This is a genomic window from Mammaliicoccus sciuri (genome assembly GCF_002901825.1).
In the GTDB taxonomy this organism is placed as follows: Bacteria; Bacillota; Bacilli; order Staphylococcales; family Staphylococcaceae; genus Mammaliicoccus; species Mammaliicoccus sciuri.
Genome location: NZ_PPQD01000028.1, coordinates 226,933 through 247,296, shown reverse-complemented (window position 1 = coordinate 247,296; position 20,364 = coordinate 226,933). Strand labels below are relative to the sequence as shown.

The window sequence follows — 20,364 nt, the reverse complement described above, 5'->3', positions numbered from 1 at the left end:
AAAGCCAAGAGATAGCTGAAGTCGTGGCTTAAGTATTGAGTAAAGCCAAGAGATAGCTGAAGTCATGGCTTAGTGTTGAGTAAAGCCAAGAGATGGCTGAAGTCGTGGCTTAAGTGATGAATAAAGCCAAGTGATAGCTGAAGTCGTGGCTTAAGTATTGAGTAAAGCCAAGTGATAGCTGAAGTCGTGGCTTAAGTATTGAGTAAAGCCAAGAGATAGCCCAAGTCGTGGCTTAAGTGAAGAGTAAAGCCAAGAGATAGCCCAACATGTGAGTTAAAATACTAGTAAACTCACATCCCTCATCAATCCCCCTCAATATCCTACTCCAACACGGTGTCGAGCTTGGCTAGTTCGATTGTTGTTTGTATGAGGAGGTTAATGCCTTTTTCGATTTGGTCTGCTGTGACGGATTCTTTTGGTGAATGGCTAATACCTTCTTTACATGGTATAAAGATCATACTTGTTGGACATATGGGTGCGATGATCATAGCATCATGTCCTGCGCCACTGTACATATAATTATATGTGTATCCTAATTGCTGACAGTTGTCTTCGTTGATTTGTGCAATTTTATGATTGAAACTGCGTGGTGCATCTTGACCTAAATCTTCCAATTCAGAATGTGCATTGCGATGATCTGTTATGCGTTCAATGTGTGATGTGATTTCATCAACGACTTGTTCTCGTACGGCTTCATTCTTACCTCTAATGTCTATTAAAAGTGTGACTTCTCCTGGTATGGCATTCATTGTATTTGGATATACATCTGCATAACCGACTGTTGTCACAATTCCTTTATCATGATAAGCACGTCCAATTTCTTCGATTTTTAAGATGATTTCTGCGGATGTTGTCAGTGCATCTATTCTCATTGGCATAGGTGTTGAACCTGAATGACTCGTCACGCCTTGAATTTTTAATTTAAAACGATGCGGACCTGCTACATCTGTCACGATGCCGATATCTTTATGTTTCTTCTCTAAAATAGGACCTTGCTCGATGTGTAATTCTAAAAATGCTTTAATATTGTTTCTTTCAAATAATGCTGCTTTACCATGCATGTCTTGAGCAAGTGGTGCGACAATATCATAAAGTACATTCCCGTCGTTATCTTTAATATATTTCATATCTTCTTTCGTCATATTGCCTGTGAGATATTTACTACCTAATGTCGCTTCATTAAATCTTGTAGATTCTTCACAAGCAAAAGCAATGATAATAATGGGATGATCCGTTTTTATTTGATATTTATTTAAATATTCAACAACTTCCAACGCACCAACAACACCAAGTAGTCCGTCATATTGCCCGCCGTCTTTAACCGTATCTATATGAGAACCTAATACGACTGGTTTAAGGTCTGGATTTTTACCTTCTCGACGCGCAATAACATTTCCGAAGAAATCAAAGTAGACATCTAGACCAGCTTTTTGGCAAAGCATTGAGAATTTAAGTGCTGCTATACGTTCTGAATGTGTAAAGGCAATTCGGTTAATACCACCATTTTCAGGATTACGCGCAAATTGATTAAATGTTTCTAAATTTTCCATGACATTTTGAATGTTCATCATTTATCCCCCTTGAATTAAGTTTGATGATTGACTTAAAAATTGTACGGCTTGTTTATACAGTGAAATACTTGTTGGTGTTACTTCACGATCAAAATCATGTTGGTCTAAATCGAGCGTTTCTAAATGACTATGCTCAATTTGGCGGTAAATATGTTCACTTTCACTATACGGAACATCTGGGTCACCTTTGCAATGTACAATGAAAGTCGGTGGAAATTGCTTTAATTCTTTAGGCGAAATATTATATGCACTTGCTGTTGATGATTGAATACCTAAATAAGATAACCATTTCGCTTGGCCACGAACATATAAATAAATCGGGTATCTCGTTTGTAATGAGCCAAAAGTTAATGGATTAGGTTGTATAAGTTGATTTAATATCGCTGGTGTAATTTGAGTTGATAAAGCTTGGTATTGTGCGTTCGGTCTTAAAAATCCAGGGACATGAACTCGTGAATAGCCATAAAAATCAAGAATGCCTGCAACTTCACGATAACGTGCAACCATTAAACTTAAGAAACCACCAGCTGAACGACCAAACGTATAGATTGGTAATGCCTCATATAAGGCACTGATTTCATCGTATTGAGCTAATGCATCTGAGATAATCGTATCAATCGGGCTCTCTGGTGCCAATCGATAAGAAACGAGTACAAGATGGTAGGACTCTGTCAAAATATCTATATACGTTTGTGGTAAGTCATCACGTTGACCAAAAATTAACCCGCCACCATGAAAGTACATGATAACCCCTTGAGGGTGTTCATTTTTAGATTCGATGATGGTATAGGGTAATTGAAAACTATCATTTGTTAAACACATTGAATGATTTTGAGTCAAAACAACTGAGCCTCCTAGAAGATATATTTTCCTAATCATAGTATCTCAAATTAAATTTAGGTCGTATTTGTATAAAACATATAAAAGTAAAGCGAATTATTGTATGTTTTGTGAATGATAACAAAAATGTAACCGCTTATAATAGTAATTGACATGAAAAGGAGATGAATTATATGGACATCCGTTCTTCTTTCGAAGCGCTAGATAAACAGTTTACTTCATTTGGAGGTTTGACAGGTGGCGGTATTACACGCTTACTTTATTCAAAAGAATGGTCAAACGCTGTTCGCGCATTAAAAGAAACATTAGATAAAGAAGGATTTGAAGCACAATTCGATGACATTGGTAACTTAAGAGGTCGTATTGAAGGTAGTAAATACCCAGAAGAAACGATTATGTCTGGTTCTCATATTGATACAGTTGTTGAAGGTGGCCATTTAGATGGTCAATTCGGTGTATTAGCAGCACTTGTAGCGATGCAATCATTGAAAGCAGAATACGGACAACCATTACGTTCTTTAGAAATTTTAGCTTTAGCAGAAGAAGAAGGCAGTCGCTTCCCATTTGCATTCTGGGGTAGTAAGAACTTCTTCAACTTAACAGGTAAAGACGATGTAGATACAATTGCTGATGCTGAAGGTATTCAATTTAAAGATGCTATGCGTGAAGTAGGATTTGATTATCGTAAAGAAGACAATGACTACAGTGGCATTAAAGCATTTATCGAAGTTCATATTGAACAAGGAAAAGTGTTAGAAACAGAACAAAAATCAATTGGTGTCGTTAACGGTATCGTTGGACAAAAACGTTATACAGTTAATTTAAAAGGTGAAGCAAACCATGCAGGTACGACACCAATGGGCTTAAGAAGAGATGCTGTCATCACATTTAGTAAAATCGCGACACAATTGACAGAACATGCAAGAGAATTAGGAGATCCATTAGTATTAACATTTGGTCGCGTCGACCCAGTACCAAATACCGTAAATGTTGTGCCAGGTGAAGTGACATTCTCAATCGATTGTCGTCACATTGACCAAGATACATTAAATCAATTTGCTGAAGAAATCGATGCATGTATTAAACGCGTATCTGAAGAAGAAGGCGTTCAACACGATATTGATTTATGGATGGACGAAGCACCAACCTTAATGAATGAAGATTTAGTTAAGACAATCGAATGTGCTGCTGAAACAGTCGTTGGCAAATCAGATTGGAAACTGATGTCTTCTGGTGCAGGTCACGATTCACAAATCTTCGCACAATATGTACCAACTTCTATGTTGTTTGTGCCATCTATAAATGGTGTGAGTCACAACGTTGAAGAAGAGACAAATGTTGAAGATTTAGTAAAAGGTATCGAAGTATTGAAACAAGTATTATATGAACTTGCTTATCAAGAATAAATAAATTTTAAAAAATAGAGATAGAGAAAAGGAGTATTGATCATGGGTTACATTAATCATAATCAAGGTTATAGAGAAGGACTATTAGAAACACGTTCAGTTATTAAGAAAGACAACTATGCAGTTATTACACCAGACGGCTTAGTAAACAATGTTGTACCAGGTTTCGAAGATTGCGACGTTACAATTTTAGGTTCACCAAGACTAGGTGCTCGCTTTGTAGACTACTTAGTAACATTAAAAAATCAAGGCGGAAATAGACAAGGCTTTGGTGGAGACGGTGTTCAAACATTTATTTACGTTGAATACGGTAAAATCAACGCATATGCAGATGACAAAAAATATGAATTAACAGCTGGTGGATACTTATACGTACCAAGTCATAAAGTTATGACTTTTGAAAACAGCAATCAAAACAATGATAGCCGCGTATTCTTATATAAAAAACGTTACCAACCTTTAGAAGGATTCACGCCAGAAGTTGTAACTGGAAATGTGAATGACATGGTTCAAGCACCTTATGAAGGTATGGAAGAAGTTACAATTCTTGATTTATTACCTAAAGAATTAGCATATGACATGAACATTCATATCTTGTCATTTAAACCAGGTGCTTCACACGGATATATTGAAACACACGTTCAAGAACACGGTGCTTATGTATTAAGTGGTCGCGGTATGTACAACTTAGATAACGAATGGCAACCAGTTGATAAAGGTGATTACATCTTTATGGGCGCTTATGCACCACAAGCAACTTACGCTGTAGGCTTAGACGAACCATTCGCTTATATTTACTCTAAAGATGCAAATAGAGATATCGAAATTTAAGGAAGGTTGTTAAGAATGGCAGAAGAAGGATTAGTATACGTAGAACGTGGAAAGCTGCGCCAGTTATTTAAAGACAAACTGACAAATGCAGGTTTATCTGAACAACATGCTGATAAGACAGCAGATTTGATGATATTTGCAGATGAGCGTGGCATTCATTCACACGGTTCTGTGCGTACACAATATTACGCAGAACGTACTGCAAAAAAAGGATACAATTTGAATCCAGAATTAACATTCACAAAGACAGGTCCATCATCAGGTACTTACTTTGGAGATAATGCAGTTGGTCACTATGTTGCTTATGAAGCAATGGAAGAAGCGATCAAGTTAGCTAAAGAAAGTGGTATCGGCATGGTCGGTATTAAAGAAATGGGCCACAGTGGTGCGATTGGTTACTTTGCTGAACAAGCGGCAAAAGAAGGTATGGTCGCTTTAACAGTATGTCAGTCAGATCCAATGGTTGTACCATTTGGTGGTACAGAACCATACTTCGGTACAAATCCAATTGCTTTTGCAGCACCACGTAAAAATGGTGAACCGATATTATTTGATATGGCAACAACCGTGCAAGCTTGGGGAAAAATCTTAGATGCACGTTCTAAAAACAAATCCATTCCAGACACTTGGGCAGTAGACAAACAAGGTGAGCCAACGACAGATCCATTTGAAGTCGCTGCGCTCTTACCAGTCGCGGGTCCTAAAGGTTATGGATTGATGATGATGGTAGATATTCTAGCAGGTAGCTTGTTAGGTTTACCTTTCGGAAAGCATGTTACATCAATGTATGAAGATTTAAGTCAGTATCGTAGATTAGGACAATTTCATATCGTCATTAATCCAGCATATTTTGGTGATGAAGAACAATTTTTAATACACGTTTCTGAAATGGTTGATGAACTTCATGATATTAAACCGGCTAAAGGCTTTGATCAAGTTTATTACCCAGGTGAAATTCAAGAGGACGTTAAAAAACGCTACAAAGAAAGTGGCATACCGATTGCCGAAAGTATTTATGAGTATTTAATATCTGATGACATTTATTAAATAGCTGAGAAGAAGTGAAAGAGACAATTGAATGTTATAAATGACGACTGTCGACATTTAATATCGTACGTCTTGAGTACCTTCTTTTTTTACGGCTAAAATCATGATTTTATGTATATAAATTACACTATTCGAGTAATAAGGAGGTTAAGATATGCGTGTTTCAAAGAAAGAATTATTTGATTTAATGAAGAATAAATTAGCTAAAGCGGGCTTAAACGAAGGTGCTGCAGAAGATGTAGCAGACGTATTAACATTTGCGGATCATAGAGGTATTCATTCACATGGTGCAGTACGAGTAGAGTACTATGCTGAGCGAATTGCTAAAGGTGGCATAACAGCCAATCCGAATTATCAATTCGAACAAACGGGTTCATCAACAGCTATATTTGAAGGAGATAATGGTCCTGGTCATCAAGCGGCTAAACAAGCGATGGAAAAAGCAATCGAGATGGCTAAAGAAAATGGCGTTGCCGTTGTTGGTGTTAAGCACATTTCACATAGCGGTGCGTTAGGTTACTTTGTAGAAATGGCAGCTAAAGAGAATATGGTCGGTTTAAGTATGTGCCAATCAGATCCAATGGTTGTGCCATTCGGCGGTACTGAACCATATTTCGGAACAAATCCTATTGCATTTAGTGCACCATCAAACGATGATCGTATTATTACATTTGATATGGCAACGACCGTTCAAGCATGGGGTAAAGTGCTAGATGCAAGAGCGAAAAATCAATCGATCCCTGATACATGGGCAGTAGATGCGAACGGTGAACCAACGACAAATGCAAGAGATGTTCATGCACTTGTCCCAGTTGCAGGACCTAAAGGGTATGGCCTTATGATGATGGTTGATATTCTATCAGGTAGTTTACTAGGTGTACCACATGGTGTACATGTTTCATCAATGTACAAAGATTTAACGAAAGGCCGTGACTTAGGCCAATTACATGTCGTGATTAATCCGGCATTCTTCACAGACTTAGACCAATTTAAATCAAATATTTCAACAATGCTTGATGAATTAAAAGCACAACCAGCAGCACAAGGATATGGAGAAATTTTCTATCCTGGTGAACGTGGCCGATTACGTAGTGAAAAATACGACGAAGAAGGTATTGAAATTGTTGATGATATATACAACTACTTAGTTTCAGACGATGTGCACTTTGATCGTTATCACGGAAAAAATAGATTTGCAGAATAATAACGGAGGAATAGTATGTTACACACAATTATTAAAGAAAACACTTACCAAGATTCGATTGTATTAATGTTATTATCGAATAAATTATCTGCTATTGATGGTATTAACCAAGTATCCATTATGATGGGAACACCTGCCAATAAAGATATTTTTAAATCTTCAGGATTAGGTACGGATGAATTAGAAGTAGCGAAACCAAACGATATTATCATCGTTGTAGATACAGAAAATGAAGAAAAAGTTGAAGAAGTAAACCAAGAAGTTGAAGCAGAATTGAAAGGGAAAGGTGAAAGTGAAGACCAATCTCAAAAACAAAACGAAGCTTCAAATTGGAACCGTGCATTAGAATTAGCAAACAATCCTAACTTAGCATTGATTTCAATTCCTGGGCAATATGCAGCGATGGAAGCTGAAACAGCATTGAAAAATAACTTAAATGTATTTATGTTCAGCGACAACGTAGCAAAAGAAGACGAAGTACGTTTGAAAGAAATGGCACATGACAAAGGTTTACTCGTGATGGGTCCTGACTGTGGTACAGGTATTATTCATAGTTTACCACTTGCATTTACAAACACTGTAAATGAAGGTGACATCGGTGTTGTTGGCGCTTCAGGTACAGGTATTCAAGAAGTAACAACAATCATTGACCGTGAAGGTAAAGGTGTTACAAATGCTATCGGTACAGGTGGCCGTGACTTATCTACAGAAGTAGGCGCGATTACGATGTTAGACAGTATTAAAGCACTTAATGCGGATCCTAAAGTGAAAGTCATTACAGTTATTTCTAAGCCACCCGCTAAAGAAGTAGAAGAAAAAGTATTGAATTTATTACGTAATATCGAAAAACCAATCGTAACGTTATTCTTAGGTTCTAAACCTGAATATACAGAAGCAAACATTCACCACGCTTATACATTGGAAGAAGCGGCACGTGTATCTGTTCAACTTTCAAATGGAGAAACACCTCAATTTAGCACAGTAATTCAATCAGATATTAACATCAAATTTGCTGATAACCAAGATGGCGTTAAAGGTTATTACTCTGGTGGAACGCTTGCTTCTGAAGCAGCAATGTTATTAAAAGATACTTTAGGCGATAATTCAGATGCAGAAACACCAGAAGGTTTTTCATATAAAGGTGGTCACCACGAAATTATCGACTTAGGTGATGATATTTATACACAAGGTAGACCTCATCCTATGATTGACCCATCTAAACGTATCGAAATGTTAGAACAATCTGCAGACGATCCATCAACAGCTATTATTATGTTAGATAACGTGATCGGATACGGAAGTCATGATGACATGGCAAATGAACTTGCGCCAACGATTCAAAAAGTGTTAGACAAAGCACAATCAGAAGGTCGCAGTTTAGCAGTTCTTGCTACAGTTGTAGGTACTGAGCATGACCATCAAGGTTACGACAAACAAGTTAATATCTTAAAAGAAGCTGGCGCAATCGTATGTGAAACAAACAATCAAATGGTGACGACAGCACTTCATTTACTTGGTAAAGATGTTGAACAACCACAATTAGAAACAAAATCATTCGAAGCAGAATCTGTTGATTTAACAGTTGATGAAAAAGTCTTGAACTTAATTAATATGAAACCAAGTGTGATTAATATCGGATTGAAGAGTTTCACAGAAGCTATTCAAGCTAATGATGCGCAAGTTGTTCAGTTTAACTGGCAACCAATCGCAGGTGGCGACGAGAAATTAATGAAAGTACTTCAATTCTTAAACAATTACGAAGGAGAGACAGTATAAAATGGCTTATAAAACAATAGATGAAGCTAACCAAGCAGTCATTGATAAGATGATCGCAGCAGCACCATTTTTAGTAGATGTGGTGCCTGCTAAATCTAAAATTCCAGAACTTAAAGAACATGTATTATTACATGCTGGACCACCAATCAAATATGAAAACATGACAGATCCTATGCAAGGTTCATGTGTCGGTGCAATTTTATTTGAAGGATGGGCTGAGAACGAAGAAGCGGCACGTAAGTTGTTAGAAGAAGGACAAATTACGTTCATTCCTTGTCATCACGTTAACGCTGTTGGACCAATGGGTGGTATTACATCAGCTAACATGCCTGTACTTGTTGTTGAAAATAGAGAATCAGGTAATGAAGCATACTGTCAAATGAACGAAGGTATCGGTGCTGTATTACGTTTCGGTGCTTACAACAAAACAGTTGTAAACCGTCTACACTGGATGAAAGATGTATTAGGTCCAGTATTAAGTAAAGCTCTTCAAAAAATGGATGATGGCTTAAACGTTAACGTATTAATCGCTAAAGCAATCGCAATGGGTGATGAATTCCACCAACGTAACATTGCAGCATCATTAGCATTCTTAAAAGAAGTAACACCTATCATTGCTTCATTAGAAGATGTAGAACCTGAGAAACGTACAGAAGTACTACAATTCTTAGCTGATACAGATCAATTCTTCTTAAATATCGCGATGGCTACAGGTAAAGCGATGATGGACTCTGCTCGTCAAATCGAACACGGAACAGTTGTAACAGCAATGTGTCGTAACGGTGAGAACTTCGGTGTACGTATTGCAGGTATGGGTGACGAATGGTTCACAGCACCTGTTAACACACCTCAAGGTTTATATTTCACAGGTTACTCAGCAGATGATGCGAATACAGATATTGGTGACTCAGCGATTACTGAAACAATCGGTGTCGGTGGTATGGCAATGATTGCAGCACCAGCTGTTACAAGATTTGTTGGTACTGGTGGATTTGATGATGCATTACAAATTAGTAATGAAATGACTGAAATTTGCATTGGTGAGAACCCTAACTTTGCGATCCCAACATGGAACTTTAAAGGGGCTTGTTTAGGAATCGATGCACGTAAAGTTGTAGAAACAGGCATTACACCTGTTATCAATACAGGTATTGCGCATAAGATTGCTGGTTACGGACAAATTGGTGCAGGTACAGTACATCCACCAATCGAATGTTTCGAAAAAGCGATCACAGCGTATGCTAAAAAGTTAGGATTTAACGCGTGATTCTACAAGCAACTGTAATAGGACAGAATGCTAAGAAACATTTAGAACAACATAAACAATTTTATGTGCATAGCATATTTAATAAAGGCTTCAATATCGTCAATGAATCGAATGATCTTATCTTTATAGGTACAGATGAAAATGGAACATTTCCTTTTGGTATATTAGTCGATTCACAAACAAAGCAAAGTTTATTTAACGAAATCGAATTAAATCAACAAATTGTAGTGGGTCCTACTGCTATTCAAATAAGTAAGACATGCCAACTCGTTTGGCATGTTCCAACTTTAAAGGCATCTGACTTTTCGGAACAGACTGATATACAAAAGCTTAAAGAAAATATCGCAGCTTATAACTTTCAGATGTATGAGCAAGGCGATTTTAACAAAGAGAAGATGCAACACATATTAAACGCATTAGAATTTGGAAATGCTGAACAAGTTGAGAAACAATACCGATATCTGATTGGTAGAGGACAAGGTTTAACACCGTCCGGAGATGATATGCTGACAGGTATTTTATTTATTCATTTTATCCATCCTTTTATTAACAATAATCATTTAGAACAATTAAACATATTACTGCAATCATCTCTAACCACACTTGTAGGCGAAACATTTTTAAAATGTGCTCTGCAAGGTCAATTTAGTTCAAAAATTTCTAACCTACAACATGATCCATCAATCGCGCGTCTAGACCAACTTTTAAAAGTAGGTTCTTCATCTGGAAGAGACACGTTATATGGCATGTATGTAGCATTAACATTAAGGAGTGAGACGTATGGGTAAGCGAGTTGTACTTGCACTAGGTGGTAATGCGATATTACAACCTAATCAAGAAGCGTCATACGATAATCAATATAACAACGTGATGTCTGCTACACGTAAAATGGTAGAATTGAAGAAGCAAGGGCATAACATTGTGATTACACATGGTAACGGGCCACAAGTCGGTAATATTATCGCTCAAAACGAAGCGGCGAAAGATATTGTGAACCCACTTCCAATTAACGCATGTAGTGCTGAATCTCAAGGATTTATCGGTTACATGATGGAAGAAGCCATTAAAAATCATTTAAACGATTTAGGTATTAGCAGTGATGTATTAACATTATTAACAATGGTAGAAGTAGACAAAGATGATCAGGCATTTAATAATCCAACTAAACCAATTGGTGTATTCTTCAGTGAAGAAGAAGCTAAAAGATTAGAAAAAGAACATGGCTTTGTCATGGTAGAAGATGCTGGTAGAGGATACCGTCGTGTTGTACCTTCTCCAGAACCACTTGTTATTCATGGCGTGAACCAAATTAAGAAATTAATAAATCAAGCGATTGTGATTTCTTCAGGTGGCGGAGGTATACCTGTTTACCGTGATGAACACGGTGATATTAAAGGTGTAGAAGCTGTTATCGATAAAGACCGTTCAGGTTTGAAATTAGCGCAACAAGTTGAAGCAGATACATTTATGATGTTAACAGACGTACCAAATGTGTGCGTGAACTTCGGTAAAGAAAACGAAGAAAAGCTTAAAACAATTTCAGTTGAAGAAGCGAAACAATACGTAGCAGAAGATCAATTTCCAGCAGGAAGTATGTTACCTAAGATAGAAGCGGCTATTCAATTTGCAGAATCAGGTAAAGAAGCTATTATTTGTTCGTTAGATGATGCAATTGATGCATTAGAAGGAAAAGCAGGTACAAGAATTTTATTAGATCCTTCAGCAAAACCAGTTTCTTGTTAATATGAAGGATTTGATTGTGAGTTAAATAAGGTTGTTAGCGGCTCAAAAATTTTAAAAAAAGCAAAAAAGAGGTGCGCTAACGTCCAAGAATGCGAAACAAGATCGTTAGAAATTCTAACGTCCAAGAAAACGAAACAAGATCGTTAGCCGACATACTAAACCTTATAAACCGGAGAAAAACCCATCCCCCTTTGGCTAACGATCAAGTCGCTCAATTAAGCAGCATTGCACTCAATCATATCTCTGATATACTATTAAAAAAGTCTGGGACAAAGTGCTGTTCCAGACTCTCGTATTATATAAATAATCCAACATGAATAAACTAATCTAATGTTGCGGTAATGATTTTATAAGAAAAATTTTTAGAAATAAGGTGGTATAAGATGATTGAACCCTATAATACACATAGAATTCAAAAAAATTGGGGCATCATAATTGCGATTGTATTTATCGCATCTACGCTACGTGCACCACTAACATCAGTAGGTCCAGTAGTTGATGAAATTAAAGATGTTATGCAAATTAATAACAGCCTTGCTGGTTTTTTAACAACAATACCACTCATTATATTTGCAGTCGTTTCGCCATTAGTATCTAAAGTAACTAAACGTTTGACGATGTCTAATACAATCGTACTATCAACGATATTAGTAATTGTTGCTTTGTACATACGTGTTGCAGGTGGTTTTAATTTATTTATTATTGGTACAGTTCTACTAGGTATTGCGATCGCATTTGGTAATGTTGTATTACCTAGTTATGTGAAATGGTATTTTCCATTACAAATTGGATTAGCAACAGGTATTTATAGTGGGACAATGAACTTTACTGCAGGATTAGGTGGGGGACTAAGCTTCCCTATGTCTCAATCTCCATTAGGATTCAGACTGTCTCTTGCTTTTTGGATTGTATTAGGAATTATCGCATTGATTTTATGGATTCCAAAAGCAAGTAAAGGCGCTAAACTCGAACGCCAAGATAAACTATCAGAAGCACAAAATCAACATACAAAATTGAATATTACGAAGTCTAAATTAGCATGGTTAGTAGCCTTAACGATGGGATTCCAATCAATGGTATTCTATACAGTTGTTGCTTGGGTGCCTTCTATATTAGTAGATAGAGGTCTAGATCCATCAACTGCAGGTTATTTACTCATGCTTAACCAATTTTCACAAGTGCCAATGACATTTACATTCCCGATTATTGCGTCTAAATTAAAAGACCAACGTATATTAGTTGTGATCATCACAATACTATTCTTAGTTGGATTTGGCTTGTTCTTTACGCAATCATTAGTATTACTCGTAATCGGTATTATTATCGCAGGTTTGGGTATGGGTGCATGCTTTAGCTTATGTATGACATTCTTCTCTATACGTGCACGTACAAGTGACGGAAGTATCGCATTATCAGGATTCGGGCAATCTATCGGATATTTAATAGCTGCCATCGGACCATTCTTTATTGGTTATTTACACGATGCGACAGACAGTTGGATATCAGGCATCATCGCCTTAATCGTTATGTCTATTCTGTTCTTTATAGTAGGATACCCAGCATCTAAAAATAGAGTTGTAGAAGATGAAACGATTTAAAAATCCAAAAAAGTCTGAGACAGTAACTTTGTCTCAGACTTTTTTGGATTGAATTTATTTTAGTACTAAGCTAATAATAAATCTAATTCTTTATTGATGATTCTATAATTTTCATCAGTAAAGTTTGTGAAGTTATACCACTCATTATCATAAAAAATTTTGATATGCTCTTTTAAAATACCTTTTTTAAATTCTTTTTCTTTAATGTTTACAATGTCCAAAATATAAGAAAACTCTGTTCCTATACCATCTTCTTTGAAAATTAATTTTTTCGACTGTTTGTCTAATTTCAAAGTACCAGGTTTATTAACATGTCTAAAATTAAAAACTTTTAATGAGCATTTTGTTGAAATCATTTCCATCACCCTTAAAAATGTAATTTTTTATATAATATGGTAATCATTCGGTAAAATCAATATATGTAATGAGATTTCTAAATTGTAAATAGTTAATAGAACTAAAAAAACACTTTCGTATCAATTCGTGTTAGATGAATTGTACGAAAGTGTTTTACTTTATTTCAACTTGGCGAGCTAGATTTCATTTTGTTCATAATAGTCTAATAATGTCTTAATGGACTCTGCTACATTAAGGTGTTGCTGGCTGTCGTGTGATACTAAATATGTTGAGAAGATTGATAAGAATGTTAAGATGTTTTGTTTTTGAACACCGTAACCCATAATACCAATTCTCCATATTTGTCCTTGTAAGTCTCCGAATGATCCGGCAATTTCTACGCCGTAGTTTTGTAATAAACCGTTTCTAAAGGCATTATCATCGATGCCTTCTGGAATTTTAACGCAGATGACCATTTTCATCTCATTAGATTCGTCACCGTAAATTTCTAATCCAAGTGCTTTTAGAGCTGCTTTTAAAGCTTCTTGGTGATAGCTGTGTCTTTTAGCACGTGCTTCAATGCCTTCTGATAGTGCTAATTTTAATCCAGTATATAATGCATAAACAGATGTTGTAGATTCTGTGTGATGATTGAGGCGTTTAGGGCTCCAGTAGTCTTGTAACTGTGTTAAATCTAGATAGTTACTGCTAATGAAATGTTTTTTTTCGGTAGATTCATTAGAGCGAATGCCTAATTCTACACGTTTGCGTTTATTAATTTCTTCGCTGAAACGCTCGTTAAATGTAATCGGTGTAATACCTGAAGGAATAGATAGACATTTTTGAGCACCACCAACGACTGCGTCTAGTTCCCATTCATCTACAGGAATAACCATACCTTGATAAGTTGCGACAGCATCTACTACTGAAAAGATACCTCTCTCTTTACAAGCACGTCCTAATTGATCGATAGGTTGCAATCTTCCAGTTGATGTTTCACCATGTACAATCGCAAGTACTTTAGGTTTATATTCATCTAAAGCTTCAATAATTTCTGCTTGATCAAAGACTTCGCCCATTGGTTTATGTATATTGTGGACGATACCTCCTGCACGTGTTACGAGTTCAGTAAATAAATAACCAAATCGACCAATTACAGGTACGAGTACTTCATCACCAGGTTTCACGATATTTGATATAACGGCTTCTAAGCCAGCACGGCTTGTTCCATCAATTGGGAAAGCCCATTTATTTTCTGTTAAGAATGACTGACGAATTAATGACATTGTTTCATTCATGATATTTACAAATTCATAATCGAATTGACCGAGTATAGAATTCGACATTGCTTGAGAAACACGTGGATCTACACTTACAGGTCCAGGTGTCATAATTAATCGTTTGTTCACTTTTAAAGTATCCACATTGCTAACCTCTTTTTCTATAAATTTTGTCATTATACATTATATCTTAGATTTTTATATAATTATTCGTCAAAAATGCTGATTATTCCTCCGTTTTTTGTCAGAATATTACAAAAAAATATTGGAACGGTCTATGAATTTAGATATCGCTAATTTTAAGTGTTTTTGTACCAATAATTCACTCGTAAAGCCTTATATATTCGATTAAAAGTTTATGTTTGACTATATAGTAACTATACACCTTACCATTATTTGAGTAAGGAGGATTTATCATGAAATTTAATAAATGGTTTTCGTTAATTTTGGTTTCTAGTGCGTTATTTTTGATCGTTATTGATATGACTGTATTATATACTGCTTTACCTACGATAACGTATGAATTGGAAGCGAGTGCTTTTCAAAAATTATGGATTGTAAATGCGTATCCTTTAGTTGTAGCAGGGCTTTTACCTGGTTTAGGTACGTTGGGCGATAAAGTAGGGCATAAGAATATGTTTTTATCTGGTTTAGTAATCTTTACTTTAGCATCAGTTGTCGCAGCTTTTTCTCCAACATCTGGTACTTTAATTATGGCTAGAGTTATATTGGCTATTGGTGCAGCAACAATGATGCCGTCAACGCTTGCTATTATTAAACAAGTCTTTGATGACAAAAAAGATAGAGCACTTGCGCTAGGCATATGGTCTTCTATTGCATCAGCAGGTGCTGGATTAGGACCTTTAATAGGTGGTTTATTATTAACTAAATTTTGGTGGGGTTCAGTATTTTTAATTAATGTGCCTATTACGATAATTGTTATTATCATTGCTTATATACAAATTCCTAATATTAAAGGCAATAAAGATAAAAAATGGGATATCACAAGTTCAATTCTCATTATGATAGGACTTATTGGGACAGTCTACGCTATAAAAGAAATCACAAAAGAAAATCCTTCAATTGTACTGATTATACTGACATTAGTGATTGGATTATGGTCGTTGAAATTATTTATTAGTCGACAAAAACGACTATCAAATCCTTTAATTAGTTTAGATATATTTAAAAATAAATACTTTTTATCAGGTGTGATAGCTGCATTTACTTCAGCATCCATATTAATTGGCTTTGAAATGATTTTATCTCAACGGTTACAATTAATTTTAAATCTGACTCCATTAAAAGCAGGATTAGTCTTAATGTCTATGGCAGCAGCTGCTTTTGTAGGGGCAATTGTACAGGGAAGTATCTTAACACGATTTGATAGCATCAAAATACTTATTTATAATTTACTCATTTCATTAATCGGAATTGTAGGATTCACAGCATTTCTACACAATGATTTATGGATTCAAATACTGTTCCTTAGCATTGCAGGATTAGGATTAGGCGGAGCTATGACTGTAGCATCAAATGCAATCATGACAAACGTTGATGACGATAAAGCAGGTATGGCAGCTTCAGTAGAAGAAGTGTCATATGAACTCGGAGGGTCAATAGGAATAGCCGCACTTGGTGGCGTATTTTCATTTACTTATACTTATTTAATGGAACGCTCCATATCGATAGCAGAAATACCAGCAAAAGCAAAAGGCAGTTTTGAAGAAACGATGATTGTAGCAGAAAATTCAAATGGACTATTAAAAAGTAAATTACTAGAATTAGGCACAAATGCATTTGATCATGCATATTCATTAATCCTAATCATAACAATCACAATCATAGCTGCAATTATCCTATTATTATGGAGAATATTAGCAGAAACACATAAGAAAATAACATAAAAAAAAGACTACTTATTTCCTAGAAAATAGAGAGATAAGTATTCTTTTTTTAGGTGTTGAGAGTCATGACACCATGCTATAATTAGAACATAAAAATTAATGTGCTTATTGATTGCCTATATGTTCACCGTGCCTTATTAGATCATGGTGAAAGAAGGTGATTATATGGGCTTAGATGTAAGTATGCAACTAGAGATATATTTAACATTCAAGATTACTTACACGGTAATACTTCCTATTACTATTTATTTATTGCTTAAAAAAGACAATAAAAAATAGTCGTTTGTGTTACAGCACAAACGACTAAATTCAATAAGCCATGGTGAAATATAGCATAGACTATACGCCTTAATTTTTTACACTCAGCCGACCTTCGAAAGTTGCTGAGTGTTTTTTAATACTTAAATAATAACATGAGTGTATTTTGTTATCAAGAATAAAAGAGGGAACTCGTTGTGATTTGGTCTAACTCACCTCAACAACTCTTGTACAACATCTACCATGTCATCATGTATAACGATGTTTGCTGAAGCATCATAAGGTGTTTCGTCTTTGTTTATAATGACGAGGTTTTGTCCTTCGAAGTTTGAGATGAGTCCTGCTGCGGGTTGCACGAGTAAGGATGACCCGAGTACTACGAGTGTGTCTGCTTCTCTTATTTTGTTTAATGCATTGAATATTGTTTCTTGATCTAGCATTTCACCGTATAATACGATGTCTGGTCTAATGGTATGACCACATGATTCGCAATGGTGTAAATGGTTATCGATAACATAAGATTTAGTATATGTTTGTTGGCATTTTGTACAATAAAATCGATTTAAAGTGCCGTGCAATTCGTCTGTATTTAGACTGCCGGCATTGCTATGAAGACCATCGATATTCTGTGTTATGACACCGAGTGAACGATGGTCTTTTTCAAGTTGGGCTATCCATTGATGTACGATATTCGGTTGTTTATCGGTGAAGAGTAAATATTGAAAGCAAAAGTTCATAAATCCTTCTGGATCACTTTGTAAATAATCAGTACTTAATAAATATTCTGGAGAATAGCCATTTTCTGAGATTTGATCATATAATCCACCGAGTGAACGGAAGTCGGGTATACCACTAGCAACTGAAATACCAGCTCCCGTAAAAAAAGTAATATTATGAGATGAATCGATGATGTTTTTAAGTTGTTGAATTTGTGTATTCAAGTTAATCACTCCGGTTATAATGAATTACTTTTCTAAGTATTTAGGGAAGAATTCTGTATATAAATCAATAAATTTAAGATAGGCATCTTTAGATACATGTTCATCTACTTGATGCGCTTGGTCTACTGTACCAGGGCCGTACATAATAAATGAGAAGTTCTCATCTTTAGAAACTAATAAATCAGATGCATCTGTAACACCTGGTGATGCTTCAGTTGGAAGTGTAGTGTTTAAATGTTTTTCGCCCATTTTCACAGCTAACTCGATTAATGAATTTTGGCCAGTTGTGTAAACGGGTGGTCTAGACATGTACGTATCAATTTCAATATCTGTCTTATCGGTTTCTATTTGTTTTAAAATTTCATTAAAATATGAAATGAACTGATCATTATCATGTTCTGGAATCGTACGAATATTGAATTCCGACTCTGCATGTTCAGGGATAGAGTTAACTTGGTTACCACCATTAAAAATAGTTGCATTCATGATTGGTTCACCAAGTAGTTTATTTGTTTGATTGAATTTCGTAAAGCCTTCATCTGCTTTATAAATAAATTTTACAAGCGGTGAAATGGCATTAAATCCAAGATGTGGCATTGAACTATGAGATGCTTTTCCTCGAGATGTGATGCGAATATCCATTGAGCCTTTATGTGCATATATAATTCTATCTTGGGAGGGTTCCGCAATAACGAGTGCTTCAACATCATCCATATAGCCTTTGTCGTGAAATGTTTTAGCACCTTCACCAGCAATTTCTTCACCTGCCGTTGCAAGTAAACGGATTCTACCATGCTTTAGTAAACCTTGATCATGTATGTCTATCATACTGATAACAAGCGCAGCTAATCCAGACTTCATATCAGCAGAGCCACGGCCAAATAACTTATCATCTACTTCAGTCAGTTTAAACGGATCATATGTCCATTTACTTTCATCACCAGCAGAAACGACATCCATATGTCCTGAAATACCTAGAATAGGACCATCTTCACCAATTTCAGCAACTAGATTTGCACGCGTTTCACTAATTTTAATGATTTCAGACTCGATGTTATGGTCTGATAATAATTTCTGCAAGTACTCACATACTTCAATTTCATTATCATTAACAGATCGAATACTTACTATATCTCCTAAAATGTCTACTTTCTCTTGATCAGTAAATATACTCATAACCAAAACTCCATTTCTATATAGTTTTTATCTCAATTACTATTATATAGCTGAAATCTTGTACTTTGAAATTAAACACATTGGGGAGTTGGAGATATGATGGGTGAAAGTCATGGCTTAAGTACTGAGTAAAGCCAAGAGATTGGTCAAGATGTGAGTTAAAGGAATAATAAACTCACATCCTTCTTAAATTTAACATTCCATTTACTCAGAATTATTACTATCAACATCATACTACTTCCGATACCATTCTTTCGCATTTTGATAAAATATTTTATTAGCTGCAGTTTCATCAAAAGTATCTTGAACGAGTTGAATGTCTTCAGAAGTAAAGCGTTTAGGTGCACGTGTTGATGGTAAATCTGTACCAAACATAAGTGCATCTGGATTTGCTTGATAAATTTTTTTGAATGCATCTTGTACATTTAAGTCAACTCTACTGAAACCAGTTGCTTTCACATGAACGCCTTTGTCAACTAATCTTAAAAGGTTTGGAAGACCTTCCTTAGACAGACCGAGGTGATCAATGGATACAGCCGGTAAAGATAATATAGTTTCTTCAATGTCTGGTAAATTCATAGAATCAATATACAGTTCACTGTGCCATCCTACTAAGTCATATACACGTTTCGCAAAATCACTCAAATGTGCTAAGTTCTCTGAACCACCACGTTTAACATTAAATCTTAAAGCACGAACGCCTTTGTCATTTAAAGAAACAATTTCTTCATCTGAAACACTATAAGGTAATTGGGTCACACCACAGAAATCAGAACCTAAATCACTCAGTGCTTTAAGTAAATATTGTTGATCAAACCCTTGAAAAGAACCGGATACAATTGCACCACCAGCAATATTCATATCTTGTGTTTCTTCTTGATAATCCTTAGTTAGATAACTCGGCGGCATATAGCCGTTATTCTCTTTTACTTCATAATTAAAGTCAATAATATGAAAATGCGCATCAAAAATCTTCATCAATAATCCTCCTTTTAAAATCACTATACTATACCAGAAAAAAGTTTAATAATACCTATTCATTATGGTAAGTCATTTGGAAACGTTATAGAAAAAGTAATAATTGATGTTTTCAAAATATAAATTTATCAAAAGGGTTAATATATCGATATAAATTAGTTTGGCAAAACTAGTAATAATAACATTTAAAAAATATTTTAAAATT

17 protein-coding genes are annotated in these 20,364 nt (G+C 35.5%); 10 read left to right on the top strand and 7 right to left on the bottom strand.

Annotated elements, in window-relative coordinates:
- Positions 1-320: 320 nt before the first annotated feature.
- Both CD035_RS09855 and CD035_RS09850 read right to left on the bottom strand, forming a co-directional pair.
- Positions 321-1,568 carry a Zn-dependent hydrolase gene (locus CD035_RS09855; protein ID WP_048540569.1) on the bottom strand — a complete coding sequence of 416 codons (1,248 nt, stop codon included), beginning with the start codon at positions 1,566-1,568 and terminating at the stop codon, positions 321-323.
- A 3-nt stretch (positions 1,569-1,571) separates the two neighbouring features.
- The gene (locus CD035_RS09850) at positions 1,572-2,411 is read right to left on the bottom strand and encodes an alpha/beta hydrolase (protein ID WP_080964653.1); all 840 of its coding nucleotides are present in this window, start codon (positions 2,409-2,411) and stop codon (positions 1,572-1,574) included.
- 173 nt (positions 2,412-2,584) lie between these two features.
- Between CD035_RS09850 and allC the strand changes: the two genes are divergently transcribed.
- The 9 genes from allC (at position 2,585) to CD035_RS09805 (ending at position 13,283) form a co-directional block, all read left to right on the top strand.
- Complete coding sequence (gene allC / locus CD035_RS09845; protein ID WP_048540404.1) at positions 2,585-3,817, top strand: allantoate deiminase; 1,233 nt, start codon at positions 2,585-2,587, stop codon at positions 3,815-3,817.
- Between the two features lie 42 nt (positions 3,818-3,859).
- A complete protein-coding gene (gene allE, locus CD035_RS09840) occupies positions 3,860-4,648 on the top strand; it encodes a (S)-ureidoglycine aminohydrolase (RefSeq protein WP_048540405.1) in 789 nt (262 codons plus the stop codon).
- 15 nt (positions 4,649-4,663) lie between these two features.
- Positions 4,664-5,695: an ureidoglycolate dehydrogenase gene (gene allD, locus CD035_RS09835; protein WP_048540406.1), complete on the top strand. Its 1,032-nt coding sequence runs from the start codon at positions 4,664-4,666 to the stop codon at positions 5,693-5,695.
- Between the two features lie 154 nt (positions 5,696-5,849).
- Positions 5,850-6,899, top strand: a complete 1,050-nt coding sequence (gene allD / locus CD035_RS09830; RefSeq protein ID WP_048540407.1) for an ureidoglycolate dehydrogenase — start codon at positions 5,850-5,852, stop codon at positions 6,897-6,899.
- Positions 6,900-6,914: 15 nt separating this feature from the next.
- Entirely contained in the window at positions 6,915-8,675 is a 1,761-nt protein-coding gene (gene fdrA / locus CD035_RS09825) for an acyl-CoA synthetase FdrA (RefSeq protein ID WP_048540408.1), read from the top strand.
- Position 8,676: 1 nt separating this feature from the next.
- A complete protein-coding gene (locus CD035_RS09820) occupies positions 8,677-9,942 on the top strand; it encodes a YlbE family protein (protein WP_048540409.1) in 1,266 nt (421 codons plus the stop codon).
- Entirely contained in the window at positions 9,939-10,730 is a 792-nt protein-coding gene (locus tag CD035_RS09815; protein WP_048540410.1) for an oxamate carbamoyltransferase subunit AllH family protein, read from the top strand. Before CD035_RS09820 ends, CD035_RS09815 begins: the two co-directional genes overlap by 4 nt.
- Complete coding sequence (arcC, locus tag CD035_RS09810) at positions 10,723-11,685, top strand: carbamate kinase (protein ID WP_048540411.1); 963 nt, start codon at positions 10,723-10,725, stop codon at positions 11,683-11,685. The genes CD035_RS09815 and arcC overlap by 8 nt, the downstream gene beginning before the upstream one ends.
- Positions 11,686-12,068: 383 nt before the next feature.
- Positions 12,069-13,283 carry a CynX/NimT family MFS transporter gene (locus tag CD035_RS09805; RefSeq protein ID WP_048540412.1) on the top strand — a complete coding sequence of 405 codons (1,215 nt, stop codon included), beginning with the start codon at positions 12,069-12,071 and terminating at the stop codon, positions 13,281-13,283.
- Between the two features lie 65 nt (positions 13,284-13,348).
- Here CD035_RS09805 and CD035_RS09800 read toward each other — a convergent pair whose 3' ends face one another.
- Together CD035_RS09800 and CD035_RS09795 are read right to left on the bottom strand one after the other, a co-directional pair.
- Positions 13,349-13,639, bottom strand: a complete 291-nt coding sequence (locus CD035_RS09800; RefSeq protein ID WP_048540413.1) for a hypothetical protein — start codon at positions 13,637-13,639, stop codon at positions 13,349-13,351.
- 177 nt (positions 13,640-13,816) lie between these two features.
- Positions 13,817-15,043: a pyridoxal-phosphate-dependent aminotransferase family protein gene (locus tag CD035_RS09795; protein ID WP_053076870.1), complete on the bottom strand. Its 1,227-nt coding sequence runs from the start codon at positions 15,041-15,043 to the stop codon at positions 13,817-13,819.
- Between the two features lie 272 nt (positions 15,044-15,315).
- On the opposite strand from CD035_RS09795, the gene CD035_RS09790 reads away from it, so the two are divergent.
- The gene (locus tag CD035_RS09790; protein WP_048540415.1) at positions 15,316-16,806 is read left to right on the top strand and encodes an MFS transporter; all 1,491 of its coding nucleotides are present in this window, start codon (positions 15,316-15,318) and stop codon (positions 16,804-16,806) included.
- Positions 16,807-17,276: 470 nt separating this feature from the next.
- Here CD035_RS09790 and CD035_RS09785 read toward each other — a convergent pair whose 3' ends face one another.
- The 3 genes from CD035_RS09785 to CD035_RS09775 all read right to left on the bottom strand — a co-directional run bounded on the left by CD035_RS09785 (position 17,277) and on the right by CD035_RS09775 (position 20,159).
- Complete coding sequence (locus CD035_RS09785) at positions 17,277-18,005, bottom strand: NAD-dependent protein deacylase (protein ID WP_048540416.1); 729 nt, start codon at positions 18,003-18,005, stop codon at positions 17,277-17,279.
- Between the two features lie 24 nt (positions 18,006-18,029).
- Complete coding sequence (locus CD035_RS09780; protein ID WP_048540417.1) at positions 18,030-19,181, bottom strand: ArgE/DapE family deacylase; 1,152 nt, start codon at positions 19,179-19,181, stop codon at positions 18,030-18,032.
- 234 nt (positions 19,182-19,415) lie between these two features.
- Positions 19,416-20,159 (bottom strand): amidohydrolase family protein, encoded by a 744-nt coding sequence (locus tag CD035_RS09775; protein ID WP_048540418.1) that lies wholly within the window; start codon positions 20,157-20,159, stop codon positions 19,416-19,418.
- Positions 20,160-20,364 lie beyond the last annotated feature (205 nt).